The following is a 19,129-nucleotide window of genomic DNA, read 5'->3' as shown; positions in this document are numbered from 1 at the left end:
TGAGGTTGGGGACGCGGCCGGCGGGGTCTCGCCCGCAGCCGCGGGCGTGGGCCCCTCCCCTCACCCCCCTCAGCGCTCGTACAGCTTCTCCATCTCCTTGGCGAAGTCCCGTGCGACCACCGGCCGTTTGAGCTTCAGCGACGGCGTGAGATGTCCGCCCGCCTCGGTGAAGTCGACCGGCAGGATCGCGAACCGGCGGATCGACTCGGCCCGCGACACCAGCCGGTTCGCCTCGTCGACGGCCTTCTGGATCGTGCCGCGCAGCTCCTCGTCCTCGACGAGTGCGCTCATCGGCACGTCCTGCTTCCCCGTCATCCGCAGCCAGTGCGCGAGACCATCGGGCTCCAGCGTCAACAGGGCAGTGATGTAAGGGCGGTTGTCGCCGACCACCATGCACTGACCGACCAACGGGTGCGCCCGCAGCCAGTCCTCCAGTGGCGCGGGGGCGACGTTCTTGCCGACCGAGGTGATGATGATGTCCTTCTTGCGGCCGGTGATCGTGAGGTAGCCGTCGTCGTCGAGGGCCCCGAGGTCACCCGTCGCGAACCACCCCCGCTCGGTCATGTCCACAGCCACCTGCCGCTCGTGGTCCCAGTAGCCGCTGAACACCTGCCCGCCGCGCAGCAGCACCTCTCCGTCGTCGGCGATACGCACCCCCGTGCCCGGCAGCGGCCAGCCGACCGTCCCCAGCCGGGGTTTGAGCGGGGGTGTCACGGTCGCGGCAGCCGTGGTCTCCGTCAGGCCGTACCCCTCGAAGATCTCGATGCCGGCGCCCGCGTAGAAGGACGCGAGGGTCCGCCCGAGCGGGGAGCCGCCGCAGATCGCGTACGTGACCCTGCCGCCCAGCGCCGCCCTGATCCGCCGGTAGACCAGCGGGTCGTAGAGCTTACGGGCGGCGCGCAGGCCGAGGCCTGGGCCGGGGCCCATGCCGTGTTCCTGCGCTTCCAGTGCCTGCCCGTAGCGCCGCGCGATGCGCGCCGCCCGGTCGAAGGACGCGACGCGGCCCATCCTCTCCGCCGTGGCGCGCCCGGTGTTGTACACCTTCTCCAGGACGTACGGGATGGCCAGCAGGAACGTCGGACGGAACCCGGCGAGGTCGGCCAGCAGCTCCTCGGTGGCGATGCTGGGCGCGTGCCCGAGCCGCACTCGCGCCCGCATGCACCCGACGGCGACCATCCGCCCGAATACATGCGCCAGCGGCAGGAAGAGCAGCGTCGACGCGGGGTCCTTGCTGACGGACTTGAAGACCGGGTGGAGCAGCTCGATGGCGTTGTCGACCTCGGCGAAGAAGTTGGCGTGGGTCAGGACGCAGCCCTTGGGGCGGCCCGTGGTGCCCGAGGTGTAGATGAGGGTGGCGACGGACTCCGGGGCGAGGCCCGAACGGCGGGCGACGACCACCTCGTCGGGTACCTTGCGGCCCACCGCCCGCAGCCGGTCGACGGCGCCCGTGTCGAACTCCCACAGATGGGCGAGGTCCGGCAGGTTCTGCCGCTCGGGGCTGACGACCCTGGCCTGCTCCGCGCTCTCGATGGCGCAGGCGACCGCACCGGAGTCCTGGAGTATCCAGCGCGTCTGGAACGCCGACGACGTCGGATAGATGGGCACGGTGACCAGGCCCACCGCCCAGGAGGCGAAGTCGAGCAGAGTCCATTCGTACGTCGTACGGGACATGATCGCGATCCGGTCGCCGGGCCGCAGCCCCTCGGCGACCAGCCCCTTCGCCACCGCGAGGACATCGGCGGCGAACTCGGCGGCGGACATGTCGCGCCAGCTGCCGTCGGGCTGCTTCCGGCCGAGTACGACGTCGGCGGGGGCCTCGCGGGCGTTGTCGAACGGGATGTCGGCGAGCGAGCCGCGCCGGACGGGCCGGGCGAGCGCCGGCACGGAGGCCTCGCGCACGACCCCGCCCATCCGGATCATCTCGGGACCGCGCTGCCGCAGGGCGTCGGAGACGGGTGCGGACGGGGACAGCGAGAGGGCGGCGGACACCGGCACGGGTGCGGGGACGGGTACGGCGGGCTCTGACACGAGCGGCTCCTCGTCGGCGAAGGGCGTGATAATGCGCAACTGACCGTCCACTCAGGGGTGTTCGACGCCGTCTCGACCCGGTACTGACCCTTGAGTAACCTTACTCTGGAGTAAATCTAAGACCGTCAGGGAGTCCGGACAATGACCTCGCTCGCACCACTCCTCGCGCTCGGGGCACTCACCTCTCCCCTGAAGCGGCGAATCTCCCCCACCGCGGCGCTCCCCGCGACCCGCCTCACCCACCCCGGCCTCCGCATCGACCACGGCCACCTGGCGGCGTACGCGCGGCTCTGCGGCTTCACCGGCACCGATCCACTGCCGCTCACCTACCCGCACGTCATCGCCTTTCCGATGGCGTTACGGGTGATGACGCGCCGGGACTTCCCGCTCCCCCTGCTCGGGCTGATCCACACCGGCATCGCGATCACGCGGTACCGCGCCCTGCACCCGGACGACCGGCCCGAACTCACCGTGTACGCCGACAAGCTGGTCCCGCACCGGCGCGGGACCGAGGTGGGCATGGTGAGCCAGGCCCGGCTCGCGGGCACCCTGGTGTGGGAGTCGCGCAGCACCTATCTGGCCCGCCACACCACCGGGGCCCGCCGCGCGACCGAAGCCGCGCCCTCCGGCCGCGCGGGCCCCGCCCCGCTGCCCACCGTCACCACCTGGGACCTGCCCGGCGACCTCGGCCGGCGCTACGGCGCCGCGTCCGGGGACCGCAACCCCGTCCACCTCTGCGCGGCGACAGCGCGGCTCTTCGGCTTCTCTCGTGCGATCGCGCACGGCATGTGGACCCTCGCCCGCTGTGTCGCACAGGCCAACCCGGCCGAAGTCACCGACGTACAGGCCGAGTTCAAGGCGCCCGTGCTGCTCCCCTGCACGGTCACCTACGCCGCGTCGGGCAGCGCCTTCCAGCTGCGCGGCCAGGACGGCCGCGTCCATCTCAGCGGGCGGCTCGGCGGCCGGACGACGGCGACCAGCGCTCCCCGTTCATGAGGTTCTCCAGGCCGGCCCAGGCGAAGTTCATCAGCGTCGCCGCCGTCTCCTTCGCCGGGACACCGGTGGCGACGTTCGCCCAGCCGGCGAGCGATTCGGCGGCGCCCACCAGCGCATGGGCGATTCCGGCGATCTCCCGGTCGGCCAGCTCGGGGTCGCAGTCGCCCTCGCGGGCCGCGGCGCCGATCAGATAGGTGACGAACGCGATGATCTCCTCGCGCATCGTGGCGACCTCGGCGGCGAACGGCTCCCCGTGGGTACGTGCCTGGTTGTGCAGCACCGCCCACCCGTCCGGGCTCTCGGCGGTGTGCGTGAAGAACGCCCGCAGCCCGTGCCACAGCTGGCGGTCCGCCGAGTCCCCGGGCTCGACCCCGGCCCGGACCGCTTCGACGAGCGCCGCGGCCTCCCGCCGGACGCACGCCGCGAACAGCTCTTCCTTGGAGTTCAGATACAGATAGACCAGCGGCTTGGACACCCCGGCGAGCTCCGCGATCTCGTCCATCGACGTGGCCCGGTACCCCCGCTGCCCGAAGGTCCGCACGGCGGCGTCCATCATCTGCCGCTCCCGTACGGCACGCGGCATCCGCTTGCCCCTGACAACACCCACGTCCCAGATCCTTCCGCCCCCGCGCCACACACCACGACTCGCGCCCCACAAGCGTACGGGCGTGCGGGAGTTCGCCGGACGCACGGAGACGGCGGTGCCCCCGGCCACCAGGCCGGGGGCACCGCCGTACGGGTCACACCGCGAACGCGGCGGCCGTTCCCGCCGCTTACGCGGGGACCGGGACGGACGCCTTCCGGTCCGCGTCGCGCGCGTCGTCACGCTCGTCCTCGTCCTGCCCGTCCTCGTGCACGTCGAACGCGTCGATCGGGGAGGCCGAGGCCGAGTTGTACGCGTCGTGGTCGAGGATCTTCTCCCGGGCCGCGACGATGACCGGGACCAGGGCCTGGCCCGCGACGTTGGTCGCGGTGCGCATCATGTCGAGGATCGGGTCGATGGCCATCAGCAGGCCCACGCCCTCCAACGGGAGCCCGAGGGTGGAGAGGGTCAGCGTGAGCATGACCGTCGCGCCGGTCAGGCCGGCGGTGGCCGCGGAGCCGATGACCGAGACGAACGCGATCAGTAGGTAGTCCTGGATGCCGAGCTGCACGTCGAAGATCTGCGCGATGAAGATCGCGGCGAGCGCCGGGTAGATCGCGGCGCAGCCGTCCATCTTGGTGGTCGCGCCGAACGGCACGGCGAAGGAGGCGTACTCCTTGGGCACGCCGAGGCGCTCGGTGACCTGCTGGGTGACCGGCATGGTGCCGACCGAGGAGCGGGAGACGAAGGCGAGCTGAATGGCGGGCCAGGCGCCCTTGAAGAACTGGAGCGGGCTAACCTTGGCGACCGTGGCGAGGAGCAGCGGGTAGACGCCGAACAGGACCAGGGCGCAACCGATGTAGACGTCGGCGGTGAAGGTCGCGTACTTGCTGATCAGGTCCCAGCCGTAGTCGGCGATGGCGAAGCCGATGAGGCCGATGGTGCCGATCGGCGCGAGGCGGATGACCCACCACAGGGCCTTCTGGAGCAGCTCCAGGATGGAGGCGCTGAGCTTGAGGATCGGCTCGGCCTTGGTGCCGAGCTGGAGGGCGGCGATGCCGGCGACAGCGGCCATGAAGACGATCTGCAGCACGTTCAGTTCGGTGAACGGGGTGATGACGTCGGTGGGCACGATGCCGGTCAGGAAGTCGATCCAGGAGCCGGAGCCCTCAGGCTTCTTGCCGTCCTTCGGCGTGAGGCCGGTGCCGGCGCCCGGGTTGGTGAGCAGGCCGATCGTGATGCCGATGGCGACCGCGATCAGCGAGGTGATCATGAACCAGAGCAGGGTGCGGGTGGCCAGCCTGGCGGCGTTGTTGACCTTCCGCAGGTTGGTGATCGACACCAGGATGGCGAAGAAGACCAGCGGCGCGACGGCCAGCTTCAGCAGCTGGATGAAGATGTCCCCGACCTGCTCAAGCGTGGTCTTGAGCCAGGTGATGTCCTGGCTGCGGGCGAGCCAGCCGAACAGGACACCGAGCACCAGACCGGTGATGATCTGGGCCCAGAAGGGGAACTTGTCGGTTATTCGGAAGCGGGGCTTCGGCTTGCCGGTGAGCTGCTCGGGCTGCTCGGGCTGCTCGGGCGCGGTCGCGGAGTTCGCGGACACGGACACACTCCGTTGATTACGTACGGGTGCCGTACGGGGATTCGGGACGGGGGTGCGGCGGCCGTGAGCTGCACGAGGGAGCTGGGCGTCGCCGCTGCGTGATGTCGCTTCTGGGTCAGATGTGGCGGCGACAGGCCGCGGACATGCAGCGGCAGAGATCGACATGCAGGCGCGCCACGAGCGGAACGCTCATGACAATGCGGGGCGCGGCTGCTGTCTTCATAGCGAACACGTTAACACTTGTACTTTGAGAACATCAAAGACCTGCTTTGGGTGCGAACCCCCCGAACCACCCCCGCGACCGGGCAAAACGACAACGCCCCAGCCCCGGAGCGGGTGCTCCGGAACTGGGGCGTCGTGGGATGTGACGAACCTTACGCAGCCCTTACGGGACTGAGCCCTACTGCGTAAGGCCGTCTTCCTGGCTGCGGTTGGAGTCGAGGCGTGCCTTCGAGTGATCCACGCGCTCGACGATCTTCGCGGACATCGCGTCCCGCTGCTTGCGCAGCAGCACGAAGCTGAGCGGCGCGGAGATGACGATCGCGAGCATCAGGACCCACAGCAGGTTGGATTCGCCGAGACCGGCCGGGAGCACCCGGAAGTACACCAGGGCCCAGATCACGAAGAAGCAGCCGACGAATACGCCGAGGCGCATCGCGGTGTAGCGAACCGTTGCGTGCTTGGTGCTCACGGAGGGGACCTTCTTCTCAACGACAACCGAAAGGGTCACCACCAGTCAAGCACAGCCGCTCATCGCTCAGGTCAGGGGCTGAAGCATCACGATGTCGTCGCGGTCGTCGCCGGGCGCCACCCGGATCGCGCCGGGCACCCGCCCGACCTCCTTGTAGCCGCAGGACGCGTAGAAACGGTCGACGCCGGTGCCACCGCGGCAGGTCAGCCGGATCGCTTCGATCCCGGCGAAGGTCCTGGCCGCATCGGCCACGGCCGCCATCAGATCGCGGCCGTAGCCCCTGCCCTGATGGCCCGGGTGCACCATCACCGTGTAGAGCCAGAGCCAGTGGGTCATCAGCCGGTGCGTGTTGTACGTGAGGAAGGCCGCGGCGGCGACGGCGCCCCGCTCGTCGTAACCGACCAGCAGCCGGGTGCGCCCCTCGGCCATCGCGACGAAGTGCCTGACCAGCTCGGGGCGGACCTGCTCGACACTCACCGGCGGTACGAACCCCACGGCGCCGCCCGCGTTGCTGACATCGGCCCAGAGCGCGAGGAGACCGTCGCGAAGGGCGGCGTCGACCGGCGGATCCAGCTCAAAAGTAAGGGGCATAGCTGAAGAGTAATCATTACCCCGGGCGGACCTCAACCCGTGTCCAGCACGCGAGAGGCCCCGGCGCGATCCCTCGCGCCGGGGCCTGTGCGGCAGCCGGACGGCGTCAGACGCGCATCGCCTGCGGCGACTCGCGGCGCGCCGCGTCCGGGCCCGGGTACTCGTGGATGATCTCGTACTTGGTGTTGCGCTCGACCGGGCGGAACCCTGCGTCGCGGATCAGCTCAAGCAGGTCCTCGCGGCCCAGCTTGTTCGGCGTGCCGTAGTTGTCCGCGTCGTGCGTGATCTTGTACTCGACGACCGAGCCGTCCATGTCGTCGGCGCCGTGCTGCAGCGCGAGCTGCGAGGTCTGGACGCCGTGCATCGGCCAGAAGACCTTGACGTGCGGGATGTTGTCGAAGAGCAGACGCGAGACCGCGAAGGTCTTGAGCGCGTCGGCGCCGCTCGCCATCGTCGTCCGCGCCTGGAGCTTGTTGCGGACCTTGCCGTCCTTCATGTCCTCGAAGTCGTGCTGATAGCGAAGCGGGATGAAGACCTGGAAACCATTGGTCTCGTCCTGGAGCTCACGCAGCCGCAGCACGTGGTCCACGCGGTGGCGCGGCTCCTCGATGTGCCCGTACAGCATCGTCACCGGGGTCTTGAGACCCTTCTCGTGCGCGAGGCGGTGGATGCGCGACCAGTCTTCCCAGTGGGTGTTGTGGTCGACGATGTGCTGGCGGACCTCCCAGTCGAAGATCTCCGCACCGCCACCGGTCAGCGACTCCAGACCGGCCTCGATCAGCTCGTCGAGGATCTCGGAGGCGGACAGGCCCGAGATCGTCTCGAAGTGGTGGATCTCGGTGGCCGTGAACGCCTTCAGGGCGACCTGTGGGAGGGCTTCCTTCAGGGCGCTGAGCGAGCGCGGGTAGTAGCGCCAGGGAAGCGTGGGGTGCAGGCCGTTGACGATGTGCAGCTCGGTGAGGTTCTCGTTCTCCATCGCCTTCGCGAGGCGGACGGCCTCCTCGATGCGCATCGTGTACGCGTCCTTCTCGCCCGGCTTGCGCTGGAACGAGCAGTACGCGCACGACGCGGTGCACACGTTCGTCATGTTGAGGTGGCGGTTGATGTTGAAGTGGACGACGTCGCCGTTCTTGCGCGTACGCACCTCATGGGCCAGACCGCCCAGCCAGGCCAGGTCGTCCGTCGCGTAGAGGGCGATGCCGTCCTCACGGGTGAGCCGCTCCCCGGCCCGGACCTTCTGCTCCAGCTCACGCTTGAGCCCCACATCTTGAACAGACGCAGTCATCAGGCCGCCTCCCACTAGTCTCCGTAAACCCTCGATCAAACCCCCATCAAGGTACGCCTAGCTCTCCTCGGGCAGTTCCCCGACCCGGTTCTCCCACTTGGTGGAGAGCACGATGGTCGTGCGCGTGCGGGAGACCCCGCGGGTGCCGGAGAGCCTGCGGATCGTCCTCTCCAGGTCGTCCACGTCACCCACCCTGACCTTGAGCATGTACGAGTCGTCGCCCGCGATGAACCAGGCGTCCTCGATCTCGGCGAGATCCTTCAGCCGGTGCGCCACGTCCTCGTGGTCGGCCGCGTCCGAGAGCGAGATGCCGATCAGGGCCGTGACCCCGAGGCCCAGCGACTTGGAGTCGACCGTCGCGCGGTAGCCGGTGATGACCCCCGCCGTCTCCAGCCGGTTGATGCGGTCGGTGACGCTCGGCCCGGAGAGCCCGACGAGCCGGCCGAGCTCGGCGTACGAGGCCCTGCCGTTCTCCCTGAGGGCCTGGATGAGCTGCCTATCCACGGCGTCCATATGCCTGAAGCCTTCCATTATTCAGCGATCACGCGAGTTTACGTATAGAATCTAAGGCACACAGGGTCGACACCCTGTGAATCTGTCAGACGATCACAGTCAAAACTTCAGGAGTGAACCCACCGTGTACACGCTCGAGATGGCCTATGCCCACATGCGCTCACTGCAGGAGCTGGCCGACCGCTCGCGTGACCACCAGCTCGCCACCTCGCACCGCGCCGACAAGGCCCGCACCGCGCGCGGCAACAAGAAGAAGCGCTAGGACTCACGGGAGCCACCGAGCTTCCCCCCCCAACGGCGGTACAGGCTGTGCGGCACCCCTGCCGCGTCCAGCACCCGCCCCGCGACGAAGTCCACCAGATCCTGGATGTGCGTCGCACCCGCGTAGAACGCCGGAGAGGCGGGCAGCACCACGGCGCCCGCCTCGTCCAGCGTCACCAGGTGCCTGAGCGTCTGCCCGTTGAGCGGCGTCTCGCGCACGGCGACCACCAGCTTGCGGCGCTCCTTGAGCGTCACGCTCGCCACCCGTTGCAGCAGGTCCTTCGAGAGCCCCAGCGCGACCCCGGCCACGCTCGCCGTGGACGCCGGGACGATCAGCATCCCCTTGACGGGGTACGAACCCGACGAGGGCCCGGCGGCCAGATCCCCGGCCGCCCAGTGCCGTACGTCGCCCACATCGGCCGTGAACGTGTCCGGCTTCCCGTCCGCGCCCCGCGCCAGCCAGGCCCGCAGATCGTCCTGCCAGTGCGCGTCGCGGAACGCGATGCCCGTCTCGTCGAGCAGCGTCAGCCGCGAGGCCCGGCTGACCACCAGGTCCACGCTCTCCCCCGCGTCCAGCAGGCCGCGCAGCACGGCGGCGGCGTAGGGCGTCCCCGACGCACCGGAAACACCGACGATCCATGGCCGTCGCGGCGGCTGCTGAGTGTGTACAAGTCCTGGCTCCACGTGCCCGAGCCTATCCGGGCGCCCAGGTCCCGGCCCGAGTCAGGTGCCCCGGACCGGAACCGAGTCAGGTGTCCCGCACGTTCGACAGGACAGAACCACACGCGAAGCCAGGGGGCCGCCATGCAGGGAAACACCCTTCTACAGACCCGGTCCGACCGGGCGAAGGCCGCTGCCGCGCTGATGCTCGGGTGGGTCGCGCTGCTGTGGGCGCTCGAAGCGATCGACGCGGCGACCGGCGCCCTCGACACCTTCGGGCTGAGCCCGCGCGAGGCCGGCGAGCTGCGCGACGTACTCCCGATGGCGTTCCTGCACCACGGGTTCGACCACGTCGCTTCGAACAGCGTCCCGCTGCTGATCCTCGGCTTCCTCGCCGCCCTGAGCGGGGTGCGCCGGTTCGTCGCCGTCGCCTTCACGATCATGCTCGTCGGAGGTCTGGGCGTCTGGCTCACGGCCCCCGACCACTCGAACACCGCGGGCGCCTCCGGCGTCGTCTTCGGCCTCTTCGGCTATCTGCTGGTCCGCGGCTTCGTCGACCGCAAGCCGGTCGACATCGCCGTCGGAGTCGCGGTAGCCGCGGTCTACGGCTCGCTGCTGTGGGGCGTGCTCCCCACCAACCCGGCCATCAGCTGGCAGGGCCACCTGTCGGGACTGATGGGCGGGGTGCTCGCCGCGTTCCTGTTCCGGCGGCGGGCACCGCGCATGTCCCTGCCGCCGCTCGACCGGTGACGCTCAGACAGTGAGGCCGCGCACCAGCAGGTCGAGCAGCGCGCACACGAACAGGGCAATGCCGATGAATCCGTTGACCTGGAAGAACGCCCGGTTGAGCCGGGACAGGTCGTGCGGCTTCACGACGGTGTGCTCGTAGAGGAAGGCCGCGACCACGATCACCAGGCCGATCCAGAAGAACGCGCCGGCGTCGGTGGCCAGCGCGTACCAGACCAGCAGGAGCGTCGTCACCGCGTGGCAGGCCCGCGCGCCGTACAGCGCGGCGGGGATGCCGAAGCGGGCCGGCACCGACTTCACGCCGTGCGCGCGGTCCGCCTGGACGTCCTGGCTGCCGAAGATCAGGTCGAAGCCGCCGATCCAGACGCCGACCGCGAGACCGAGGATCGCCGCGTCCCAGGACCACTCGCCGGTGATCGCGATCCAGGCGCCGACCGGGCCCATGGCCTGGGCGATGCCGAGGATCGCGTGCGGGAAGTTGGTGAAGCGCTTCCCGTACGGATAGACCACCATCGGGACGACGGCGACCGGTGCGAGGGCCAGGCAGAGCGGGTTGAGCAGGGCCGCGGCGCCGAGGAAGACGACGACGGCAACGATCGCGCCGGTCCACGCCGAGCGGACGGTGACCACACCGGTGACCAACTCGCGGTTGGCGGTACGGGGGTTACGGGCGTCGAGCTCGCGGTCGATGATGCGGTTGCACGCCATCGCGAACGTACGCAGCCCGACCATCGCGACGGTGACGAGCAGCAGTTTGCCCCAGTGGACGTTCCCGTCCAGCTGGAACATCGCGGTGAGCGCGGCGATGTAGGCGAAGGGCAGCGCGAAGACCGAGTGCTCGATCATCACAAGACGCAGGAAGGCCTTGGTCCGGCCCATCTGCGGGAGGGCGGCAGCGGCGGAGGTCACAGGCCGTACTCCTTCCAGCGGCGGTCCACCTTGGCCGCCGTCCCCGGGTCCGACTCGACCATGTTCGGCCAGCCGCCGTCCCGTACGTAGCCCTCCTCGGGCAGCTTCTTCGTCGCGTCGACGCCCGCCTTGCCGCCCCAGAACTGCTGGTACGACGCGTGGTCGAGGTGGTCGACCGGGCCCTCGGTGACCACCAGGTCCCGCGAGTAGTCGACGTTCCCGAAGGCCCGCCACGCCACCTCGTGGTAGTTGTGCACGTCGCAGTCGGAGTCGACCACGACGATCAGCTTCTCCAGGGACAGCATGTGCGCGCCCCAGATCGCCGACATCACCTTCTGCGCGTGCTTCGGGTACTTCTTGTCGATCGACACGATGATGCAGTTGTGGAAGCCGCCCGCCTCGGGCAGGTGGTAGTCCACGATGTCCGGCACGATCACCTTGAGCAGCGGCAGGAAGAACCGCTCCGTCGCCCGGCCCAGCGGCCCGTCCTCCGTCGGCGGCCGGCCGACGACGATCGACTGGAGCAGCGGACGCTTGCGCATCGTGATCGTGTCGATCGTCAGCGCGGGGAAGTCCTCCTGCGGCGTGTAGAAGCCGGTGTGGTCGCCGAACGGCCCCTCGGGAAGCATGTTCCCGGGCTCCAGCCACCCCTCAAGGACGACCTCGGCGTGCGCGGGGACCTGGAGCGGGACCGATCTGCAGTCGACCATCTCGACGCGCTTGCCCTGCAGGAAGCCCGCGAAGAGGTACTCGTCGATGTCCCCGGGCAGCGGCGCGGTCGACGCGTACGTCACGGCCGGCGGCGCGCCGAAGGCGATCGCGACCGGCAGCCGCTCACCGCGCCGCGCGGCCACCTGGTAGTGGTTGCGGCTGTCCTTGTGGATCTGCCAGTGCATGCCGATGGTGCGCTTGTCGTGGCGCTGGAGGCGGTACAGGCCGAGGTTGCGCACACCCGACTCCGGGTCCTTGGTGTGCGTCAGGCCGAGGTTGAAGAACGAGCCGCCGTCCTCGGGCCAGGTGAAGAGCGCCGGGAGCTTGTCGAGGTCCACGTCGTCGCCGGTGAGGACGACTTCCTGGACGGGCGCGGCATCCGACTTCACCTTCTTCGGCGGTACGTGCGCCATGCTGCCGAGCTTCCCGAAGGCCTCCCTGACCCCCATGAAGCCCTGCGGCAGCTCGGGCTTCAGCAGCCCGCCGATCTTGTCGCTGATGTCGTCGTACGACTTCAGGCCGAGCGACTTGAGCAGCCTGCGGTCGGTCCCGAAGACGTTCATCGCCAGGGGCATCGATGAACCCTTGACGTTCTCGAAGAGGAGCGCCGGGCCGCCCGCCTTGTTCACCCGGTCGACGATCTCCCCGACTTCCAGGTGCGGGTCGACTTCGGCCTTGATGCGCAGGAGGTCGCCCTCGCGCTCCAGCGCCCGGAGCAGGGAGCGAAGATCGTCGTAAGCCATGCGATCCAGTATCCGGTACGCATTACGCTGGCCACGTCACCGGGGCCGCGCACGGTCCCCGCGGTCCGCGTTCTGGGGGCTTGTCTTCATGCTCAGGTATCTGCCGTTCCTGCTTGTTCTGGCGCTGTGGATCTACGCCTTCATCGACTGCCTCAACACCCCGGAGAAAGAGGTCCGCCACCTGCCGAAGGTGGTGTGGGTGATCATCGTGCTGCTCTTCGGCGAGGTGCTGATCGGCCCGGTCGCCTGGCTCGCGGTGGGCAAAGTGCGCGGTGGCCCGCGGGACGGCGCTGCGGGGTCCGGCGGACTGCGCGGCGGTCGGCCGAAGTGGACCGCGCCCGACGACAACCCGGAGTTCCTGGCGTCGCTGCGGGACGACAAGAAGGCCGCGAAGGCCGAGGAGAGCAAGAAGGACGAGCCCTCGCCCGAGGCCCTGGCGGCCCGGGAGGCGGAGCTGCTCCGCCGCGAGGAGGAGCTCAGGCGCCGCGAGAGCGGCAACGGGCCCGGCGCGGGGCCCGACGACGCCGCGCCGCCGAAGGCCTGACGCACCGGCGTACGTCCCCCTTTCAGCGGGTCAGGAGCCGCCCCAGCCGTTCGAGCAGGGGCAGCAGGGCCGTGCGCTCCTCCGGGGTGAGCGCCTCCAGGGCCGCGTGCACGGTCCGCATCTCGGCGCGGATGCGCAGCGCGAGGTCGGTTCCGGTCGGCGTCCGGCTCGCGACCTTGCTGCGGCGGTCGCCGGGGGCCGGGTCGCGGCGGACGAGGCCGCGGGTCTCCATGCGGGCGATGAGCCCGGTGGCGTTGGACGCGTCGCACACCAGGTGGTCCGCGAGGGCCCGCATCGGCATGGGCTCGTTCAGCGCGACAAGCGCGCGGGCCTGGGCTGTACTGAGGCCGTGACGAGTGGCCACGACAGTGAGGTCGTCGTGGTGTGCGCGGACCACGAGCGCCAGCGGTTCCATCAGGGCGCCCGGCTCGGGGCTCGCCGGGTCGGTCATGTCGGCCACTTCACTCCCACTCGCTTCACTTGACATGCTCAATCTTTGGTAGTTACATGTATTTAATTGCTTGACCATATCAAGGTTATGCCGCCGCGCGACGCGAGGAGAAGACCGTGCCCACCACCGCAGAGAAGACCGGGGCCGAGACGCCCGCCGAGCTGGTCGCCCGACTGCGCGCCACCTTCCGCAGCCGCCGCACCGCACCCCTGGCCTGGCGCACCGGCCAGCTGCGGCAGCTGCGCGCCCTGCTGACCGAGCGCGGCGACGAGATCGCCGAGGCGCTCCACGCCGACCTCGGCAAGAGCCGCAAGGAGGCGTACCGCACCGAGATCGACTTCACCGTCCGCGAGATCGACCACACCCTGGACCACCTGGAGAAGTGGCTGCTCCCCGAGCCCGCTCCGGTGCCGGCCGCGCTCGGCGGGGCCACGGCCTGGACGGTGCAGGACCCGCTCGGCCTGGTCCTCGTCATCGCGCCGTGGAACTACCCGGTCCAGCTGCTGCTCGCCCCCGTCGTGGGCGCCCTGGCCGCGGGCAACTGCGTGGTCGTCAAGCCCAGCGAGCTGGCCCCCACCACCTCCGCCACGCTGGCCCGGCTGCTCCCCGAGTACCTGGACACCGACGCCTTCGGCGTCGTCGAGGGCGCCGTCCCGGAGACCACGGCCCTCCTTGAGCAGCACTTCGACCACATCTTCTACACCGGCAACGGCGCGGTGGGCCGGATCGTCATGACGGCAGCCGCCCGCAACCTCACCCCGGTCACCCTCGAACTCGGCGGCAAATCACCGGTGCTCGTCGACCGCGACACCGACATCGCCGTCGTCGCCGGGCGGCTGGTCGCGGGCAAGTTCCTCAACGCGGGCCAGACCTGCGTCGCCCCCGACTACGTACTGACCGACCCCGAGACCTCCGCCGAACTGCAGACCGCGCTCGCGAAGGCCGTCGAGGCGCTGTTCGGCGCCGACCCCGCGCAGAGCCCGGAGTACGGGCGCATCGTCAACGAGCGCCACTTCGACCGGCTGGTGGGCCTCCTGGAATCCGGCCGCACCGTGACGGGCGGCGCCCACGACCGTACGACGAAGTACATCGCCCCGACCGTGCTCGCCGACGTCGCGCCGGACTCCCCCGTGATGCGCGAGGAGATCTTCGGGCCCGTCCTGCCCCTCATCGAGGTGGCCGGTCTGGACGAGGCCATCGCCTTCATCAACGACCGCGACAAGCCGCTGGCCCTGTACGCGTTCACCGAGTCGGCCGACACCCGCGACCGGCTTTCCGCCGAGACCTCGTCGGGCGCGCTCGGCCTGGGGCTGCCGCTCGCCCATCTCACCGTGTCCGACCTGCCGTTCGGCGGCGTCGGCGAGAGCGGCATGGGCAACTACCACGGGCGCTACTCCCTCGAAACGTTCAGCCACCGCAAGGCGGTGCTGGACAAGCCGCTCGTCTGACGCACAGTGGACACCATGGACCAGGCACAGGCACGGGAATGGCTGGCGACCGCCGTCGCGGAGGCGCGCGCGGGGCTCGCCGAGGGCGGCGTCCCCATCGGCGCCGCCCTGTACGGCGCGGACGGCACGCTCCTGGGGCGCGGCCACAACCGCCGCGTCCAGGACGGCGACCCGTCCATGCACGCGGAGACGGCGGCGTTCCGTGCGGCGGGGCGGCAACGCTCGTACCGGGGCACGACAATGGTGACCACGCTCTCCCCCTGCTGGTACTGCAGCGGTCTGGTACGGCAGTTCGGGATCTCGCGGGTCGTGATCGGCGAGTCGCTGACCTTCCGGGGCGGGCACGACTGGCTGGCGGAGCACGGCGTGCGGATCGTGCAGCTCGACGACCCCGGGTGCGTCACGCTCATGCGCGACTTCATCAGGGACCACCCGGACCTGTGGAACGAGGACATCGGCGACGACTGACCGGCGCCCCCGCCCGCCGGATCATCTGACGAACCGTCCGGAATTTCCGGACAGAGCAACCACCCGTCGATATCCTGGTGTTGATGCTGCGGCAGGGCATGTCGCGTGGCACGGGGGGTGCTGTGGAACGACAGTTGTACGGACGCGAGGCGATATTCGACCAGGCGGGGCTCGCCGCGCGGCTGACCGGTCTGGCCCCGGCCGGCTTCGCCAAGGTCGCCTACGAGCACGGTGACGACCCGCCCGTCGTCGTCCTGACCGGCGGGCGCGGCATGGGCAAGACCGCCGTGCTCAAACAGCTCCGGCACGTCTACCGCACCGGCACGCCCGTCGCGTTCCTCGACTGCGGTTCCGTCGCGGCACCCGCCGAGCACGGCCCCGGCTGGACACCCGTCACCGGGGCCCTGACCGAACTGGCCATCCAGCTCGCGCCCAAGGCGCCCGCGGGGAAGGCCGTCCAGTTCCCGCGGCTCGCTCTCGGCCTGGTGGCCGTCGCCAGCACCGGCTGGACCCGCGACGACGACGAACAGGCACGGCGCGACCTGCTGCGCCTCGGCCCGGTACTCGCCACCGTCAACGAGAAGAAGGGGCCCGCCCCCGGCTGGGTCAGCGAACTGCTTACGACGCTCGCCGGGCTCGCCCTGGAGGGCGCCGCCCCCATCGTCGGCATGGTCGCGGAGAAAACCGTCGAGACCGTCGTCACCGAGCTGTTCGGCTGGGCACAGAAGCGCACCACGCCCTGGTACGGCTCGTACCCGAACGCCGGGGACAGCGGCACCCGCGGACTGCGCCTGCTCGCCGTGGACTTCGAGCGCGGCGGCGAGCTGCGCGCCCGCGCCGAGGCGCACCTGGTGTCCGCGCTGATCGCCGACCTGACCCATGCCTACCGGGGCCTGGCGGGGAGCGGCGCCCGCCGGGGCCGCCCGCTGATCCTGCTCGACAACGCCCATCTCCCGCTCGGCCGGGCCCTCGTGGAGCCGGTGCTCCGCCGGCGCAGTGCGAGCGGCCACCGCGACCAGGTCGTCGTCTTCGCCACGTCCCGGATGCGGGAGCACGACGGGCTGCGGCACGCCGCCCGACTCCGGCTGCCCGAGGTCGCGCACACCGCGCCGTGTCCGCGCGGCACCGACGTCACGTCGGGCATCCTCGCCGTCGAGCTCACCCCGCTCAGCCCCGCGCACGTACGCACGGCCTTCGACCGGTACGACCCCCACCGCCGCACGCCCTCGGGGCTGGCCCGCGGGGTGCACCGGCTGACCGGCGGGCGTCCGCTGGGCGCCGTCCTGCTCGCGCAGGCGGCCGGGGAGGCCGCGGAACCGGCGTCGCTGGTGCCCGGCGCGCTCTTCGACCGCACCGTCGAGCTGCGCGAGGACCAGCCGCCGGTGCCGGTCGCCGATGAGCTGCTCGACCGGCTGCTGCCGCCCGGTCTGCGCCGCGACACCCTCGCCGTCCTCGCCGCCGCGCACGGCGAGGACTCCGCGCGGCTGCTCGCCAGGACCCGGCTGCGCGGCGAGTCGTACGACGGTGATGTCGCCCTGCGCGTACGGGACCTGCTGCTGGCCGAGGACTGGCCGGTGGGGCCCGAGCACTTCATCGCCGATCCGCTGCTGCGCGCCCTGCTGCTGCACCGGCTGCGGTTCCACGACGGCGACCATCCGTCGTACGCGGTGTGGCGGGCGGTGCACGAGACGCTGCACTCCGCGTACGGCGAGCAGCACCCGGCATTCCGCCTCCACCAAAAGCTGGTCCTCGGGCGGGCCGAGGACTGTGTGACGCACCTGCGCGGGACGTTCCCGGCGACAGGGGTGCTCGGCTGGCTCGGCGAGCTGCGCTTCATCGCCTCCGCGCCCTCCCCGCGCGGGCGCGACAGCGGCCCCGATCCGCGGCGGGCGGCGGCCCTGGGGCAGGAGTCCCCACCGGAGCTGCCCGCCGGCCTGGGTCACGACGAGGTCGAACTGCATCTGCGGCTGCGCAGGCTGCTGCACGCGATGTGGTTCCTGTCCGATCCGCTGGTCCTCCCGGACGACGAGGTGATCGACAAAATGGCGCACGAACTACGGCAGTTGTCCGGACAGCATCTGACGGGCAACAGCGTGCTGTGGGACGCCGCTTCCCACTGGCCGAAGGACATCAGGGCCTGGCAGGCGCCGAGCATGCCGCCCGGCCGGGACGAGGGGAACTCCGATGCGTAACCGGTTGCGTTACCACGTCTGGTACTCCACCAGGCAGCGGATCGTCACCTCCGCGCTGGTGGCCGCACTCCTCACCGGCGGCACTCTGATCGCCGTCGACCAGGCCAACGACCCCGAGGACCGCTCGTGCGCGGCGGGCGTGGAGCGGCCGGTGGGCAGCGACGAGTGCGTAGGCGTATCGAGCAGCGGATTCGAGTTCGCGGTACCGGAGTTGAAGGACGTGGTCCAGGCGATCGACCGCGAGAACGACACCCTTGAGAAGGACTCGTACGCGACGGTGGCGCTGATGCTGCCGTTCACCTCCACCGACATGGGCATGCGGACCAAGATCCTGCACGAGACGCAGGGGGCATACCTCCAGCAGTACCGGGCCAACCGCGAGTCCAACGGGGAGATGCCCAAGATCCGCCTCGTCCTCGCCAACACCGGCAGGAACAACGCCCATTGGGAACCGGTCGTGGAGCGGCTCGACGGCATGACGGACGCGCCCGACCGGCTGCGCGTGGTGTCCGGCGTGGCCACCAGCAGCGCGCCGGTCAAGGCGGCGGTGGCCGAGCTGACCGCCCGCAAGGGCATCGCGGTCGTCGGCACCACCATCACGGCGGACGACATCGCCAACGGCGCGAAGGGCAAGGACCCCTACCCCGGCCTGGCGCGGGTCTCACCCACCAACCGCGACGAGGCACGCGCCCTGGCGCACTTCGGCAAGGTCAGGCCCGACAAGGCGCTCCTGGTGCAGGACACGGTCGTCGGCGACTACTACACGGACACGCTGAAGGCCGCCTTCGCGGGCCTGCTCAAGGGCGCGCCGTACGAGCCGCAGCTGTTCACCTCGCCCGAGGACCCGACCGAGGAGGGCACTACACCCAACACCTTCCGCCAGATCACCCACCTCATCTGCGACACCAGCGCCGACACGGTGTACTTCGCCGGACGTCACACCCAACTGCGGCAGTTCATCAACGCGCTGGGCGCGCGCGGCTGCCGGGACCGCGCGTTCACGGTGCTCACCGGGGACGAGGGCTCGTACCTGGGCGGCGACAAGAAGCTGAACAGGGCCGCGCTCAGCACCAGGGTCACGGTCCGCTACGCGGCCCTCGCCCACCCCGACGCGTGGGCGGACGCCGCGAAGGCCCCGAAGACCGGCGGCTCAACGGAGGCGTACGAGACCTTCACGGATCTGCTCGCGCGCGCGGCGAAGCCCGGGCTCGGCCCGATCGGGGCGACCTCGCTGAACGACGGGCAGGCGATCATCGCGTACGACGCTCTGGCCCTGGCCGTGCACGGCATCAGGCAGGCGCCGGGCGAAGGCGAAGAGCTGGTACCGGCGCCGGCCGAGGTGGCCGGCCAGTGGGCGCGCGTGAAGGGCTCGCTGCGGGTCGAGGGTGCGAGCGGCTGGATCTGCCTGGACAACCACGGCAACCCGCACAACAAGGCGGTGCCGGTGGTGGAGCTGGCCCGCGACGGCAGCCAGCGCTTCGTGGAAGTGGCCTGGCCGGAGGGCGAGCCCCCGTCGAAGACGTGCCTGCCGCCGGGCGGAGCGGGGTCCTAGCGGAGGGCGGGCGGGGTGGGGTCGGCGGGTCGCCCCGCCCCGGTTCGGGCCTGGGTCGTCGCGACCACGGTCACTCCGAAGCCGTCGGCACCTCGTGGCTCAGCAAGGACAGCGCGACCGTACGCACGCGGATCCGGGCGCCCGCCCCCG

General features: G+C 70.5%; 19 protein-coding genes. 8 read left to right on the top strand and 11 right to left on the bottom strand.

The annotated features are described in order from the left end of the window. Nucleotides 1-69: 69 nt before the first annotated feature. Complete coding sequence (locus ACLLJJ_RS22865; RefSeq protein WP_434600494.1) at nucleotides 70-1,920, bottom strand: AMP-dependent synthetase/ligase; 1,851 nt, start codon at nucleotides 1,918-1,920, stop codon at nucleotides 70-72. 249 nt (nucleotides 1,921-2,169) lie between these two features. Between ACLLJJ_RS22865 and ACLLJJ_RS22860 the strand changes: the two genes are divergently transcribed. Continuing rightward, nucleotides 2,170-3,024 (top strand): MaoC family dehydratase, encoded by an 855-nt coding sequence (locus tag ACLLJJ_RS22860; protein ID WP_434594638.1) that lies wholly within the window; start codon nucleotides 2,170-2,172, stop codon nucleotides 3,022-3,024. Here the strand turns inward: ACLLJJ_RS22860 and ACLLJJ_RS22855 are convergent. From ACLLJJ_RS22855 to ACLLJJ_RS22830, 6 genes are all read right to left on the bottom strand, one after another. Continuing rightward, on the bottom strand, nucleotides 2,972-3,631 hold the full coding sequence (locus ACLLJJ_RS22855) for a TetR/AcrR family transcriptional regulator (protein ID WP_434594635.1): 660 nt from the start codon (nucleotides 3,629-3,631) through the stop codon (nucleotides 2,972-2,974). The two genes, ACLLJJ_RS22860 and ACLLJJ_RS22855, sit on opposite strands and share 53 nt — an antisense overlap. A 166-nt stretch (nucleotides 3,632-3,797) precedes the next feature. Next, entirely contained in the window at nucleotides 3,798-5,213 is a 1,416-nt protein-coding gene (locus ACLLJJ_RS22850; protein WP_434594632.1) for a dicarboxylate/amino acid:cation symporter, read from the bottom strand. A 400-nt stretch (nucleotides 5,214-5,613) separates the two neighbouring features. Continuing rightward, nucleotides 5,614-5,904: a DUF4229 domain-containing protein gene (locus ACLLJJ_RS22845; protein WP_434594629.1), complete on the bottom strand. Its 291-nt coding sequence runs from the start codon at nucleotides 5,902-5,904 to the stop codon at nucleotides 5,614-5,616. A 66-nt stretch (nucleotides 5,905-5,970) separates the two neighbouring features. Further along, on the bottom strand, nucleotides 5,971-6,495 hold the full coding sequence (locus ACLLJJ_RS22840; protein ID WP_434594626.1) for a GNAT family N-acetyltransferase: 525 nt from the start codon (nucleotides 6,493-6,495) through the stop codon (nucleotides 5,971-5,973). 106 nt (nucleotides 6,496-6,601) lie between these two features. After that, nucleotides 6,602-7,780, bottom strand: a complete 1,179-nt coding sequence (gene mqnE, locus ACLLJJ_RS22835) for an aminofutalosine synthase MqnE (RefSeq protein WP_434594623.1) — start codon at nucleotides 7,778-7,780, stop codon at nucleotides 6,602-6,604. A gap of 57 nt (nucleotides 7,781-7,837) precedes the next feature. Further along, entirely contained in the window at nucleotides 7,838-8,293 is a 456-nt protein-coding gene (locus tag ACLLJJ_RS22830) for an Lrp/AsnC family transcriptional regulator (RefSeq protein ID WP_434594620.1), read from the bottom strand. A 124-nt stretch (nucleotides 8,294-8,417) separates the two neighbouring features. On the opposite strand from ACLLJJ_RS22830, the gene ACLLJJ_RS22825 reads away from it, so the two are divergent. Beyond that, nucleotides 8,418-8,555, top strand: a complete 138-nt coding sequence (locus ACLLJJ_RS22825) for a hypothetical protein (RefSeq protein ID WP_434594617.1) — start codon at nucleotides 8,418-8,420, stop codon at nucleotides 8,553-8,555. On the opposite strand, the gene ACLLJJ_RS22820 is transcribed toward ACLLJJ_RS22825, so the two are convergent. After that, entirely contained in the window at nucleotides 8,552-9,238 is a 687-nt protein-coding gene (locus tag ACLLJJ_RS22820) for a UbiX family flavin prenyltransferase (protein ID WP_434594614.1), read from the bottom strand. The two genes, ACLLJJ_RS22825 and ACLLJJ_RS22820, sit on opposite strands and share 4 nt — an antisense overlap. 120 nt (nucleotides 9,239-9,358) lie before the next feature. Here ACLLJJ_RS22820 and ACLLJJ_RS22815 point away from each other — a divergent pair, with 120 nt between their 5' ends. Further along, nucleotides 9,359-9,964 (top strand): rhomboid family intramembrane serine protease, encoded by a 606-nt coding sequence (locus ACLLJJ_RS22815; RefSeq protein WP_434594611.1) that lies wholly within the window; start codon nucleotides 9,359-9,361, stop codon nucleotides 9,962-9,964. Between the two features lie 3 nt (nucleotides 9,965-9,967). Here the strand turns inward: ACLLJJ_RS22815 and mqnP are convergent, their stop codons facing one another. Together mqnP and ACLLJJ_RS22805 are read right to left on the bottom strand one after the other, a co-directional pair. Next, the gene (mqnP, locus tag ACLLJJ_RS22810; protein ID WP_434594609.1) at nucleotides 9,968-10,870 is read right to left on the bottom strand and encodes a menaquinone biosynthesis prenyltransferase MqnP; all 903 of its coding nucleotides are present in this window, start codon (nucleotides 10,868-10,870) and stop codon (nucleotides 9,968-9,970) included. Next, nucleotides 10,867-12,324, bottom strand: coding sequence for a menaquinone biosynthesis decarboxylase (locus ACLLJJ_RS22805; RefSeq protein WP_434594606.1), 1,458 nt, complete (start codon nucleotides 12,322-12,324; stop codon nucleotides 10,867-10,869). Before ACLLJJ_RS22805 ends, mqnP begins: the two co-directional genes overlap by 4 nt. Nucleotides 12,325-12,412: 88 nt before the next feature. Here ACLLJJ_RS22805 and ACLLJJ_RS22800 point away from each other — a divergent pair, with 88 nt between their 5' ends. Next, entirely contained in the window at nucleotides 12,413-12,868 is a 456-nt protein-coding gene (locus ACLLJJ_RS22800; RefSeq protein ID WP_434594603.1) for a PLD nuclease N-terminal domain-containing protein, read from the top strand. A gap of 22 nt (nucleotides 12,869-12,890) precedes the next feature. Here the strand turns inward: ACLLJJ_RS22800 and ACLLJJ_RS22795 are convergent, their stop codons facing one another. Continuing rightward, entirely contained in the window at nucleotides 12,891-13,319 is a 429-nt protein-coding gene (locus ACLLJJ_RS22795) for a MarR family winged helix-turn-helix transcriptional regulator (protein WP_434594600.1), read from the bottom strand. A 116-nt stretch (nucleotides 13,320-13,435) separates the two neighbouring features. On the opposite strand from ACLLJJ_RS22795, the gene ACLLJJ_RS22790 reads away from it, so the two are divergent. The 4 genes from ACLLJJ_RS22790 to ACLLJJ_RS22775 all read left to right on the top strand — a co-directional run bounded on the left by ACLLJJ_RS22790 (nucleotide 13,436) and on the right by ACLLJJ_RS22775 (nucleotide 18,979). Then, nucleotides 13,436-14,767 carry an aldehyde dehydrogenase family protein gene (locus ACLLJJ_RS22790; RefSeq protein ID WP_434594597.1) on the top strand — a complete coding sequence of 444 codons (1,332 nt, stop codon included), beginning with the start codon at nucleotides 13,436-13,438 and terminating at the stop codon, nucleotides 14,765-14,767. 15 nt (nucleotides 14,768-14,782) lie between these two features. Continuing rightward, the gene (locus ACLLJJ_RS22785) at nucleotides 14,783-15,235 is read left to right on the top strand and encodes a nucleoside deaminase (protein WP_434594595.1); all 453 of its coding nucleotides are present in this window, start codon (nucleotides 14,783-14,785) and stop codon (nucleotides 15,233-15,235) included. A gap of 122 nt (nucleotides 15,236-15,357) precedes the next feature. Next, entirely contained in the window at nucleotides 15,358-17,427 is a 2,070-nt protein-coding gene (locus ACLLJJ_RS22780; RefSeq protein ID WP_434594592.1) for a hypothetical protein, read from the top strand. Then, nucleotides 17,420-18,979 (top strand): ABC transporter substrate-binding protein, encoded by a 1,560-nt coding sequence (locus tag ACLLJJ_RS22775; RefSeq protein ID WP_434594590.1) that lies wholly within the window; start codon nucleotides 17,420-17,422, stop codon nucleotides 18,977-18,979. The genes ACLLJJ_RS22780 and ACLLJJ_RS22775 overlap by 8 nt, the downstream gene beginning before the upstream one ends. Nucleotides 18,980-19,129: the final 150 nt, after the last annotated feature.

Origin of the sequence: Streptomyces sp. A5-4 (assembly GCF_051131715.1) — a bacterium.
Lineage (GTDB): Bacteria > Actinomycetota > Actinomycetes > Streptomycetales > Streptomycetaceae > Streptomyces.
Note: the sequence above shows the minus strand (reverse complement) of the source record. Positions and strands in the feature narration are given on the sequence as shown.

Coding starts and splice junctions, on each gene's coding strand:
- ACLLJJ_RS22865 (WP_434600494.1), bottom strand. CDS start 1,920: ATGATCCGGATGGGCGGGGTCGTGCGCGAGGCCTCCGTGCCGGCGCTC.
- ACLLJJ_RS22860 (WP_434594638.1), top strand. CDS start 2,170: ATGACCTCGCTCGCACCACTCCTCGCGCTCGGGGCACTCACCTCTCCC.
- ACLLJJ_RS22840 (WP_434594626.1), bottom strand. CDS start 6,495: ATGCCCCTTACTTTTGAGCTGGATCCGCCGGTCGACGCCGCCCTTCGC.
- mqnE (WP_434594623.1), bottom strand. CDS start 7,780: ATGACTGCGTCTGTTCAAGATGTGGGGCTCAAGCGTGAGCTGGAGCAG.
- ACLLJJ_RS22830 (WP_434594620.1), bottom strand. CDS start 8,293: ATGGACGCCGTGGATAGGCAGCTCATCCAGGCCCTCAGGGAGAACGGC.
- ACLLJJ_RS22815 (WP_434594611.1), top strand. CDS start 9,359: ATGCAGGGAAACACCCTTCTACAGACCCGGTCCGACCGGGCGAAGGCC.
- ACLLJJ_RS22805 (WP_434594606.1), bottom strand. CDS start 12,324: ATGGCTTACGACGATCTTCGCTCCCTGCTCCGGGCGCTGGAGCGCGAG.
- ACLLJJ_RS22800 (WP_434594603.1), top strand. CDS start 12,413: ATGCTCAGGTATCTGCCGTTCCTGCTTGTTCTGGCGCTGTGGATCTAC.
- ACLLJJ_RS22795 (WP_434594600.1), bottom strand. CDS start 13,319: ATGACCGACCCGGCGAGCCCCGAGCCGGGCGCCCTGATGGAACCGCTG.
- ACLLJJ_RS22785 (WP_434594595.1), top strand. CDS start 14,783: ATGGACCAGGCACAGGCACGGGAATGGCTGGCGACCGCCGTCGCGGAG.
- ACLLJJ_RS22775 (WP_434594590.1), top strand. CDS start 17,420: ATGCGTAACCGGTTGCGTTACCACGTCTGGTACTCCACCAGGCAGCGG.